10 protein-coding genes are annotated in these 10,611 nt (G+C 31.5%); 3 read left to right on the plus strand and 7 right to left on the minus strand.

What is annotated here, in order from left to right:
• Positions 1–322 (plus strand): hypothetical protein (locus QZZ53_RS15300; RefSeq protein ID WP_296386289.1); only part of this gene is annotated, 322 nt, incomplete at its 5' end.
• Positions 323–404: 82 nt separating this feature from the next.
• A complete protein-coding gene (locus tag QZZ53_RS15305) occupies positions 405–1,490 on the plus strand; it encodes an oxidoreductase (RefSeq protein WP_296386291.1) in 1,086 nt (361 codons plus the stop codon).
• A 33-nt stretch (positions 1,491–1,523) separates the two neighbouring features.
• Here the strand turns inward: QZZ53_RS15305 and QZZ53_RS15310 are convergent, their stop codons facing one another.
• From QZZ53_RS15310 to QZZ53_RS15320, 3 genes are all read right to left on the minus strand, one after another.
• A complete protein-coding gene (locus QZZ53_RS15310; protein WP_296386293.1) occupies positions 1,524–1,973 on the minus strand; it encodes a sensor of ECF-type sigma factor in 450 nt (149 codons plus the stop codon).
• A gap of 49 nt (positions 1,974–2,022) precedes the next feature.
• Positions 2,023–2,529 (minus strand): hypothetical protein, encoded by a 507-nt coding sequence (locus QZZ53_RS15315; RefSeq protein ID WP_296386295.1) that lies wholly within the window; start codon positions 2,527–2,529, stop codon positions 2,023–2,025.
• Positions 2,530–2,625: 96 nt separating this feature from the next.
• On the minus strand, positions 2,626–3,168 hold the full coding sequence (locus QZZ53_RS15320; RefSeq protein ID WP_296386296.1) for an RNA polymerase sigma factor: 543 nt from the start codon (positions 3,166–3,168) through the stop codon (positions 2,626–2,628).
• Positions 3,169–3,561: 393 nt separating this feature from the next.
• Here QZZ53_RS15320 and QZZ53_RS15325 point away from each other — a divergent pair, with 393 nt between their 5' ends.
• The gene (locus QZZ53_RS15325) at positions 3,562–5,418 is read left to right on the plus strand and encodes a hypothetical protein (RefSeq protein WP_296386299.1); all 1,857 of its coding nucleotides are present in this window, start codon (positions 3,562–3,564) and stop codon (positions 5,416–5,418) included.
• A 4-nt stretch (positions 5,419–5,422) separates the two neighbouring features.
• Here QZZ53_RS15325 and QZZ53_RS15330 read toward each other — a convergent pair whose 3' ends face one another.
• The 4 genes from QZZ53_RS15330 to QZZ53_RS15345 all read right to left on the minus strand — a co-directional run bounded on the left by QZZ53_RS15330 (position 5,423) and on the right by QZZ53_RS15345 (position 10,574).
• Entirely contained in the window at positions 5,423–7,246 is a 1,824-nt protein-coding gene (locus QZZ53_RS15330; RefSeq protein ID WP_296386300.1) for an ABC transporter ATP-binding protein, read from the minus strand.
• Positions 7,247–8,974 carry a phospho-sugar mutase gene (locus tag QZZ53_RS15335; protein WP_296386302.1) on the minus strand — a complete coding sequence of 576 codons (1,728 nt, stop codon included), beginning with the start codon at positions 8,972–8,974 and terminating at the stop codon, positions 7,247–7,249.
• Between the two features lie 78 nt (positions 8,975–9,052).
• Positions 9,053–10,003 carry a glycosyltransferase family 2 protein gene (locus QZZ53_RS15340; protein WP_296386304.1) on the minus strand — a complete coding sequence of 317 codons (951 nt, stop codon included), beginning with the start codon at positions 10,001–10,003 and terminating at the stop codon, positions 9,053–9,055.
• Positions 10,004–10,058: 55 nt separating this feature from the next.
• Entirely contained in the window at positions 10,059–10,574 is a 516-nt protein-coding gene (locus tag QZZ53_RS15345) for a DUF4199 domain-containing protein (protein WP_296386306.1), read from the minus strand.
• Positions 10,575–10,611 lie beyond the last annotated feature (37 nt).

Consider the following 10,611-nt stretch of genomic DNA (forward strand, 5'->3'; position numbering starts at 1 on the left):
AGTATCTGTAAAAGAGGTGACTTCTCAAGGACATTCACATCAAAATAATTTTATGTTTGTGTTTGCTGGTAATATTAATGCCACTATTACAAATACTTTGATGTTTAATATATATGATAATCAAAAGAATTATCACGAGGTTGAAATAAATAATAAAGAGTTAGAATTTTTAACAACCTCTGAGAAGACGTCATTTAAAATTGATCTCGGTTCAGATTCTAAATTTAGTATGGGAAATATTGTATTAGTAGTTTTATTATGTTTTGTCTTTATTTCGTTGATGACCTTATGGTTCTATAAAATGAAAGAGAAGTCATTTTAAAAAAATAATTGATTATTCTTTATCTGAAAAGCTTTGTGGTTATATCGTAAAGCTTTTTTATTTTTAGAGAAAATTCTAAATTATGAGGTTTGTATTGTTATGCATTTGTTTATGCTTTTTTAGTGCTTGTAAAGAGGATTATAAAAGACCAACTAATGTTTCTAAAGTTATTATAGAACCAATTGTCAATGATACACTATTAAGTGTTAGAGCGATAGATTATAATGCTGAGTATCTATTATATGGAAGCACAGATCATATTGGGAAACATGCCTTAAGCTCTGAGTTTAAAATTAACCTGAATGAACTGAAGGTAAACAATGGTAAGAATCATTTTAAGAATGTACTTACATATAATAACAAACCACTACAATTTAGAGCGATTAAAGAGTTGAATGGAAATTTATTTGCTATATCAGTTGGTAATCCAGCTAGACTCTACAAGTTGTACAGAAAATCAACTAATCCTAAATTGGTGTATGAAGAAAATAATAAAAAAGTTTTCTATGATTCAATAGATTTCTGGAACGATCAAGAAGGCATTGCTATTGGTGATCCAACAGAAGATTGCATGAGTATTATAATTACAAGAGATGGTGGAAATACTTGGGCAAAATTGTCTTGTAACAATTTACCAAAAGCCAAAGAAGGTGAAGCTGCATTTGCAGCTAGTGATACTAATATCGCAATAGTTGGAGACAACACTTGGGTAGCTACAGGAGGAAAAGCAAGTCGTATTCTATATTCACCTGATAAAGGACAAACTTGGGAAATTTATGATACACCAATAATCCAAGGTAAAGAAACCACAGGAATGTATTCTGTAGATTTTTATGACAGCAAAAACGGTTTTGCTATAGGTGGAGATTACACTAAACCAAACGATACTCTAAATAATAAAATTAGAACTAAAGATGGAGGTAAAACATGGCAAGTGGTTGCAAACGGAAAAGGACCAGGTTACAGAAGTTGTGTGCAGTATATTCCAAATCGTAAGGGTAAAGAATTAGTAGCGATTGGTTTTAAAGGCATTGATTATAGTAATGATTCAGGAGATTCCTGGAAGCATTTAAGTGACGAAGGTTTCTATACGATTCGATTTTTAAATGATTCTGTAGCTTATGCAGCTGGCAGAGGTCGCTTTAGTAAGCTGATTTTTCGGAAATAAAGTATAAGGGCAATGACAAAAACGTGAGTAGATTTATTCTTTCTTCTCACGTTTTCCTCGCATTTCTTTTAAACGTTTTAAAAGTCTTCGATCAAATTCGCGCTCAGCTCGCATTAACCTCATAATTTTTTTACTAGAAATCACATTTGATAATTTTGAAACTAACTCTCTGTTAAGTTTATGTTTCTTGTCTTCAATATCTAACATTTCATTTAATAATGCTTTTGCTTCTTTTTCAGTTAGATCATCAGGACCTTTTGCCTTTCTTTTTAGACTAGATTTTTTTCTAAGTTCTTCTTTCTTAGACTCTATTTCATTATATATTGGCCAGAATTTTGCTGCTTCATCCACGCTTAAATCTAATTTTTCTGTAATGAAAGCTGTTTTTTGTGCTTTTATGCGCTCATTCATTTTTCCTCCACGTTGAGCAAAGCCAGATAGGCTAATTAATAAAACGAGTATTGGGATTAATTTTTTACTCATATTATTTTTTTTATTGTATTTGTGAATCTTTGATTTCATTTTAAAGTCTTTAATATTCTAGTATAGTTTCAATATCTGAATTGTCTAAAAGATACAATTCTAAATTATCTTCTTCATAAGGAGTTGTTGCTATTGTAAAATCATCTTCTAATAAGTCAGTATCAGATAATAATTGTGCTAATTCGTAACTGTTTAAATCTCTGTTTTCTAAATAGGTTTCAACCATTTCTGCAGAGAGTGATTCTTCGGTTGTTTCTGTATTAATAAATACAGCAAAGAGTAATATTAATGAAGCTGCAATGCCAGCAACATAATAGAATGTCTTTCTAGGTTGTAAATTAATAACTGATTTGTTTTCGGTATTTAATTTGCTGAAGACTTTGTCTTCAACCGAATCAAAATAATCACTAGGAGCTGTAAAACCAGAGGTTTCAATATTTTCTATAGAGTTATTCTCATTTAAACGATCAAAGAGTTTATCTTCAAAAGACTCAAAGTAATGGTCTGGTGTTTTAAAACCTGTAGATTTAACTTTATGTAATTTATCTTTTTTCACTTTGTGCTGAACTTGTTTCAGTATTTATAATTCTCTAAAGAGGGAATCTTTTTTAATTTATGTTCTATTTCTATGACTTCAAATTAATAAAATGGTTTAATCTGAGGTTAAAAACGCTTCTATTTTTTTCACTGCAATATGATATGATGCTTTTAGAGCACCTTCACTAGTGTCTAAAATTTCGGACATATCTTTATATTTAATGTCTTCAAAATACTTCATGTTAAAGACCAATTGTTGTTTATGTGGTAATGTCGCAATGGCTTTTTGTAATTTTAGTTGAATTTCATCACCTTCAAAATAAACATCTGCCGTAAGATTGTTGATTGCATTTTCTTGATGCTCTTCATTTGTTATTCGTAGGCGTTTAGCATTTTTATTTATATGCGTAATAGATTCATTCGTTGCAATACGATACATCCAAGAAAACAATTTACTATCTCCTTTAAACTTATCAATACTGCGATATACTTTAATAAAGGTATTCTGTAAAACATCATCTGCATCGTCATGGCAGATTACAATTTTTCGTATATGCCAATACAAGCGTTCCTTATAGAGTTGAAGTAGTTCTCTAAAAGCAGCTTCTTTAGATAGAGGATCTTGTAAACGCGTTATGAATTCAATTTCGTTTATCAAACAAACATTTAGTTTTTAGACTCCTCAAATTACTAAAAGTTTAATTGATAAAAACTTATAAATTTATTCTTTTATACGATTGTTGATTATCAGTTGGTTACGGCGAATTAATTCGATTAAATGCAGAAAAACACGATAAAAAACATTTTTTTCTAGGTTTGCACTAGTTTTTATTTTATGTTTGCTTCAGCTTAACCTATTACTCGTTATCAGTTTCCCCAAATCTGGTAACAAAAAGAAAGGATGCATGTAAAAGTGTGTCCTTTTTCGATTTATATAATGATGTATTTTCTTCTATTTAACTGATATTACGAGGGTTACTCCGATTTTATAAATGATGTCTTTTAAAATTATTGTAACTTTATAATCAATTTCTTTTAAAGTTTAATAGCTATGAAAATATACTCTCTATTTTTTTCGCTTCTTTTCCCTATGTTTATTTTAGGACAGGTTGGTGTTGGGACAACAAACCCTGATGCATCATCAGTTTTAGATATTTCGGCTACAGATAAAGGTGTTTTGGTTCCAAGAGTTAGTTTGATTGATGTAAGTAATCTTACTACACCAGTTACTACACCAGCGACTGGTTTATTAGTTTGGAACACCAATGCAACTGTTACTGGTGGTAATGGTGTAGGCTTTTACTTTTTTAATGGAGTACAGTGGATGCCAATTCAGCAAGCCCTAAGTGATGATGCAGATTTTTATGAAGTGGGAACGACAGCTGCACCAGATGATATTTCAGATGACATATATACACAAGGTTATGTTGGAATGGGTACCAATAATCCAAATTACCCTTTAGATATTCTTTATACTGGCGGAAGTTTTGCTGGTGGAGTTGTTAATGTAACTGCTTTTCAAAACACAGGAAGCGTAGATGGGATTGATTTAACTATTTATGGTCAAAGTGAAGTTACTGGGTTTAGAAGTTTAATTTATAATTCTAATGCTGGAGATAACTATAGCGTTTATTCGATTCTTGAAAACAGTGGTGGTGGTACAAATTACGGAACTTATTCCGAAATTGATGGTGGACCGACGCAATCTACAGGGTATGGTACTTACAATAGAATCACAGGTTCTAGTTTTCTTGGCTACGGAATTTATAATGAATTTGATGCTTATGGAAGCTCACTAAATTTCGGATTATTTAATAATTTTTTAGAAGGCGACAGCTATGGAACTTATAATAATTTTTTTAATAGTGGAGTTGGAGATCAATATGCATCATATTCGAATATGAATATTTCTGCTAATGGAGATCATTACGGACAATATATTGATTTTAGCGGTTTAGGAGACGGCAATAAATATGGTTCTTATATTGATTTTAGCGGTTTAGGAGACGGCAATAAATATGGCTCTTTTGTTGAGTTTAATAATACTGGTGCCAGTTATAATTATGGTAATTACAATATTTTATCAGGAACGAGTGCAGGATCACAAATAGGAGTTAACAATATTATATCAAATGTTACTTCAGGCGGAGAACATATAGGAGTCAATAATCTATTAAATGGCGAGGGTTATTTTCAATACGGAATAAAAAACACGCTATCAGGCACAAGTGAAGGAACTAAATATGGTATATATAATTACATATATGTTACAGGAGGTGATGATAAGTATGGGAGCTATAACAATATTGTATCCTTATCGGGAGGAACGCATTATGGAGTATATTCAGAAGTGTTAAAATCAAGTAGTTTCGCTGGTTATTTCTTAGGGGATGTTTCGATAGGAACAAATACAGCTAACAACTATATATTGCCGCCTACAAGAGGAACTGATGGGCAAATTATGCAGACTGATGCTACTGGAAATGTGACTTGGGAGGATAATGTAAATCCAGTTTCTACGATTCCTATTTATACACAACATGATGCTACAGGATATGTTCTTAATACAACAACTTCAATGGATTTAGGACTAATGGATTCCGCTTTAGAGCCAAGTCTGTATAATACAACGGGTAATGTTCAGATTAAAATGGTTGTTAGATATGTTAATAATTCCGCAGGAACTACAAATTTGCAATTAAGAGCTCATGATGGTATAACTGAGACATACCCAATAGTTAATACAGATGCTTGGACTTTTTCAACAACACAAAACGGAGGAGTCGCTACAAGCCCTTGGAAAAATTGGAACGCTGGAACAAATGCTCAAGAAATTCATTTAAATGCTTGGGTAGATAATATGAGCGTTACCATATTAAATGTCTATTTACAGGTTAGGTCACAATAAAATATTACTCAAAACTCTGCATCTCTACTAGTTTCTTATAAACACCATCTTTAGATATAAGTTCTGCATGTGTACCTTGCTCAGCAATTTCTCCTTTTTGCATCACCACAATTAAGTCTGCATTCTGAATCGTAGACAGTCTATGCGCTATAACAATAGAGGTTCTGTTTTTCATCATGTTCTCTAAAGCTTCTTGCACTAAACGCTCGCTTTCTGTATCTAATGCAGAAGTCGCTTCATCTAAAATCATGATTGGTGGGTTTTTAAGAACTGCACGTGCAATACTTAAACGTTGTTTTTGTCCACCAGAAAGTTTATTACCCGAATCACCAATATTAGTTTCAATATTTTGAGGTAATTCTTTTACAAATTCCCATGCATTGGCGATTTTGAGTGCATCAATAATATCTTCGTCTGTAGCATCTTCTTTACCTAGAAGAATATTGTTTTTAATACTATCGTTAAAAAGTATAGAGTCTTGAGTTACCAATCCCATTAGACTACGTAATGAGTGTTTAGTGAGCGACTTAATATTTTCGCCATCAATAGTAATATGACCCTCATTAACATCATAGAAACGAGTTACAAGATTTGCAATCGTACTTTTACCACTTCCAGATTGGCCAACTAATGCTACACTTTTTCCTTTAGGGACATTAAGTGTGAAGTTTTTAAGGACTAAGTCATCTTCGTATTTAAATGAAATATTATCAAGTTTTACTTCTGAAGTGAAATCACTTTTAACCTTAGCATTTGGCAGGTCTTCTAAAGGTGAAACTGTATTAAGAATTTCTAAAACACGTTCTGCTGCAGCATTTCCTTTTTTAACGCTGTAACTTGCTTTACTAATAGCTTTTGCAGGTGTTAGTATGTTATAAGCTAATCCCATATATACTATAAACAATCCTGGATCTAAAGCGTTTTCATTAAGTACCATGCGACCACCATACCATAAAAGAATGGCAATGACAGTAATACCTAAAAATTCACTTGTTGGCGAAGCTAAGTTTTGTCGATGTAGTAATTTGTTAGAAAAATTAAAAAATCTATTTGTTGAATTCTGAAAACGTTGATTAAAAGCACCTTCAGAATTAAAACCTTTAATCACTTTTAAACCACCAAGAGTTTCCTCTACAATAGATAAAAATTGACCTTGTTCTTTTTGAACATAACCCGATTTACGTTTTAAAGATTTTCCTATTAAAGAAATAATAAATCCACTTACAGGAATAAAAATAAAAACAAATATTGTTAGTTCAACACTAATGAGTAGCATCATTATAATAGTGAAAACAATCATTAATGGCTCTCTAACAATTAATTCTAATATTGAAAGAAATGAGTTTTGAATCTCTTGAACATCACTTGAAATTCTTGCGATTGTATCACCTTTCCTTTTTTCTGAATAGTAAGAAATTGGTAAAACCATTATTTTATTATAAAGCTCATTTCTAATATCTCTTAAAACACCATTTCTTAGAAATGTAATAAAATACATGGCTAGATATGCAAAAATATTTTTGAGTAAAAACATGGTTATAACCAAACCTACCATAAAAATTAGGACATCATCATGACCATCGATAGATTTTTGAGTAACAAAGTAATTGAGGTAATTTTCACCATAATCTTTTATATTACTTATACCAGTCCATTCAGGTTTTACTCTTAGTGGCTCAGTTTTTCCAAATAAAACATTCAGCATTGGAAACAACGATACCATAGATAACGTTCCGAATAGAGCATAAAATATATTACATACGATGTTTAAAATAGCGTAGCCTTTATAAGGTTTGGCAAAACCAAGTACTTGTTTAAAATAGTTCATTTATAGCTTCATGTCCTTTAAAATGGCATCAATTCTATTTTCCAACAATTGCTCCGTTTTGGTAAAGTCAGACACATTGTCTAGTTTAGTATTTACACTGATATAGAATTTTATTTTAGGTTCCGTTCCACTTGGTCTAAGTGCAATTTTACTACCATCTTCTGTATAGTATATTAAAACGTTAGACATAGGGATGTCAATTGTCTCTTCAGAATTAGTTGTGATATTTTTTGCAATCGATAATTGATAATCTTCAATTCGGATTACTTTAGAACCATTAAGTTCTTTTAAAGGGTTTTCTCTAGCATCAATCATCATTTGTTTAATTTCTTGAGCACCTTCAATTCCTTTTTTTGTTAATGAGACTAAACGCTCCTTAAAGAAACCATGTTCAATATATAAATTAATTAAAGCTTGATACATCGTTTGTCCATTAGCTTTTGCCTGAGCAGCAATTTCACATGCCAAAAGGGTAGAAGTAACAGCATCTTTATCGCGAACAAAGTCGCCTACCATAAAGCCAAAACTTTCCTCTCCACCACCAATAAAATCTTGCTGTGGAAAATCTTTTATCATTTTAGCAATCCATTTAAAACCAGTTAAGCCAATTTTACATTCTGTATTATAAGCTTCAGCTAATACAGACATCATAGGTGTAGAAACTATAGTGGACGCTATAAATTGGTTTCCATTTATTTTGTTAGTGTTCTTCCATTGTTTTAATAGAAAGTCTGTCATTAAAATCATGGTCTGATTACCATTGAGAATAACTAATTCATTTTCTAAATTACGAACTACAACACCTAAACGGTCGCAATCTGGATCTGTGCCAATAACAATATCTCCATTGACTTTTTCTGCAAGAGCCATTGCTATTTTAAGTGCTTCTGGTTCTTCTGGGTTAGGTGAAACAACTGTTGGAAAATCCCCATTTGGTTCATGTTGTTCTTCAACAATATTCACATTGGTATATCCAGCACGTTTTAAGGTTTCTGGTACTGCCGTAATTGAAGTTCCGTGTAATGAAGTAAATACAATATTTAAATTTTCTTTCGCTGCTTTTGGTGTATCAAAGCTTCCATTTTTTACAGAGTTATTGATGAATACATCATCAACTTCTTTACCTATATATTGAATTAAATTATCGTTTGCATCGAATTTAATTTCAGAATAATCTAATCGGTTTATTTCGGCAATAATTTCTCCGTCTTGTGGTGGTACTAATTGGCCTCCATCTTGCCAGTAGACTTTGTAACCATTATATTCTGGTGGATTATGTGAAGCTGTTAATACAATTCCACAATGACAACCTAAATGTTTTAGTGCAAAAGATAATTCTGGCGTTGGTCTTAGGTTTTCAAATAAATACACTTTTATACCATTAGCAGAAAACACGTCTGCAACAATTTTTCCAAAGGTTTTACTATTATGTCTGCAATCGTATGCAATAGCAACTTTTAAATCTTCATTTGGAAACGATTCTTTTATATAATTACTTAAACCTTGGGTGTTTTTACCTAATGTATATTTATTGATTCGATTGGTGCCAAGTCCCATAATACCTCTCATTCCACCTGTACCAAATTCTAAATCTTTATAAAAACTTTCTTCTAATCCTTTTGGGTCAGAAGCAATCATGTGTTTTATTTGTTCTTGGGAATCTTTATCAAAAGCAGGTGTTAACCATGCGTTTACTCTTTCTAAAATCTCCGGTTTAATGTAAATCATATGTATATAGTTGTGATGTCACAAAAATAAACATTTAACATTTTGTGACGGTTTATATAAGACAATTATTCACAGTAATTAAACCAAATTTATTTGATCTTTAATAAAATAACGCTGTTGTTGACGTTTAGAGCGTAGAATTAATTCTCCTAAGAAGCCAGCAATAAAAAATTGTGAACCAATAATCATAGTAGATAAGGAGATATAGAATTGTGGTCGTTCGGTTATAAGTCGTCCTTCAGGATTTATAAATAGTTTATCTATTCCCAAATAAAACGCAAAACCAAAACCGATAATAAACATAATAACACCTAATGAGCCAAACAAATGCATTGGTCGTCTTCCAAATTTTGAAATAAAAGAAATTGTTATGAGATCTAAAAAGCCATTTATAAAACGGTTCATTCCGAATTTGGTTTTTCCGTATTTACGAGCTTGGTGTTTCACTACTTTTTCGCCAATTTTACTAAAACCAGCATTTTTAGCTAATACAGGAATATAACGATGCATTTCGCCATAAACATCAATGTGTTTTACAACTTCATTGGAGTATGCTTTTAAACCACAGTTAAAGTCATTTAATTTTACACCAGAAGTACGTCTTGCAGCCCAATTGAATAATTTTGAAGGTAAGTTTTTTGAAATGACGGAATCATAACGTTTCTTTTTCCAACCAGAAACTAAATCATTACCATCTTGAATAATCATTTTATACAATTCAGGAATTTCTTCTGGATTATCCTGTAAATCTGCATCCATGGTAATAATGACATCACCTTCAGCTTTAGCAAAACCAGCATGCAATGCTTGACTTTTTCCAAAGTTTTTTATAAAACGTATGCCTTTTACATTAGAATTGGATTCAGAAAGATGTGTAATAACTTTCCAAGAGGTATCAGTACTGCCATCATCAATAAATAGAATTTCGTAAGAAAACGAATTGGATTGCATCACTAATACAATCCAATCGTGTAATTCTTTTAAGGAATCTTCTTCGTTAAGTAGTGGTATAACTACTGATATATTCATATTGATGTTGTCTAATTACTAGACTTCAAAAATAAAGAAATTATTTAATGCGTTGTTAAGAATTGCTTTTCATTACTAACCCACCAATTAATGAATAAATTAATCCAAAGAAAGCACTCATTGCTAACCAAAATGCTGTTCCTATTAATGGGTTAGAAAACATTTCAAAAGCTTTCATGTTTTGTTCTACTTGCTCTTCTGTTAAATCTTGATTTTCTAACATTTTATCTTTTGCAACCTGCATTGCTTGTTCCATAAATTCTGGATCAATTAAGTAGTTAAATACAAAACCATAGATAACATAAACAAGTGCACTAATTACTGCTATTGCAAGACCTACTTTGAGTGCATCTCCAAGACTTAAAGTATTAGCATTTAATTTTTTGTATTGACTTATGCCATAAATTACAACTACAGGAAATACAACATAGTAAATGAAATTTGGCCATTGTACACCTTCAAGTGCCATTCCTGTAACATATAGAACCACAGCAATGGTTACCATTACAAGTCCTAAAATTAATCCATAGTTAAGAGCGAATTTACCAGCAGCTGGTTTTTGTTGTTCCATTTTTAGTTGAGTTTTAAGTTAATTGTTTAGTTAGTAC

Origin of the sequence: Winogradskyella sp. (assembly GCF_016744625.1) — a bacterium.
Lineage (GTDB): Bacteria > Bacteroidota > Bacteroidia > Flavobacteriales > Flavobacteriaceae > Winogradskyella.